Genomic DNA, 968 nt, shown 5'->3' on the forward strand with positions numbered 1-968 from the left:
ATTGCTGGAGCGCTTTGCGGAGCGGTTTGAGGCGCTGCCTGAGTATAAGCCTGGCCGCCCTGTTGTGGCGCGCGCTGATAGCCTTGTTGAACCGGCGCCGCCTGCTGTGGCTGCGCATAGCCCTGCGGTGCAGCCTGTGCTTGTGGTGCTGCTTGAGGAGCAGGCTGTGTCTGATACCCGCCTTGCGTGGCTGCTTGCGGCTGATCAAATCCACCCTGCTTACTATCTAGCATCTGCAGTTCGTTCGCAACAATCTCGGTGGTATAGCGGTCTTGTCCGCTTTGATCTTGCCACTTTCTGGTCTGCAACTTACCTTCGATATAGACTTTAGAGCCTTTACGCAGATAATCTTTTGCAATTTCAGCTAAACGATTAAACATAACAACACGATGCCACTCCGTTTTTGGCACCATCTGTCCACTGTTTTTATCTTTATAACTTTCATCCGTAGCAATATTCAGGTTTGTGACCGCTGAACCTTGCGCCGTCATGCGCGCATCAGGATCTTGCCCTAAATTACCGATCAAAATTACTTTGTTTATACCTCTTGCCATTACCTTTCCCCGAATTATTTTTTGCTCTAATCTAATTATTGTCTCATGCTTAACGATAGCATTCCATAACCGAATCCAGCTCCTGCTGATTTAGTTTACCTTTGATTACTTTGAGATAAGCCACCTTATCTTCAGGCACCAAAACAACCTCTTCAACACCTCCCACTGAGCTAAGCCTATCGGTTATTTCCTGAGCCTGAGAGTCTGCCAAAGCTGAGAAACTTAAGGTCATACCTGTTTCAGAGCTTGGGTTAGCCATGCCGCGAGCAAATAGAAACCAGCCAAGACAAACAATACTTACCAGCAGATAAACGCCTGACTCATCATAGCTACTTAGAACCCAACCACCTAACACCCCCCCAACAAAGGCACCAAAGAACTGGCAAGTTGAATAAACCCCCATCGCCGTTCCTT

At 47.8% G+C, this 968-nt stretch carries 1 protein-coding gene and 1 pseudogene; both read right to left on the reverse strand.

Annotation, left to right across the window (positions count from 1 at the left end; all coding sequences use genetic code 11):
- Window positions 1-554, reverse strand: a 554-nt coding sequence (locus A3763_RS01860) for a single-stranded DNA-binding protein (RefSeq protein ID WP_156494825.1), incomplete at its 3' end; no start/stop codon positions are given.
- A gap of 49 nt (window positions 555-603) precedes the next feature.
- A pseudogene (locus tag A3763_RS01865) lies at window positions 604-968 on the reverse strand (MFS transporter); the annotation flags it as partial.

The sequence above is a fragment of the Oleiphilus sp. HI0128 genome (assembly GCF_001635365.1).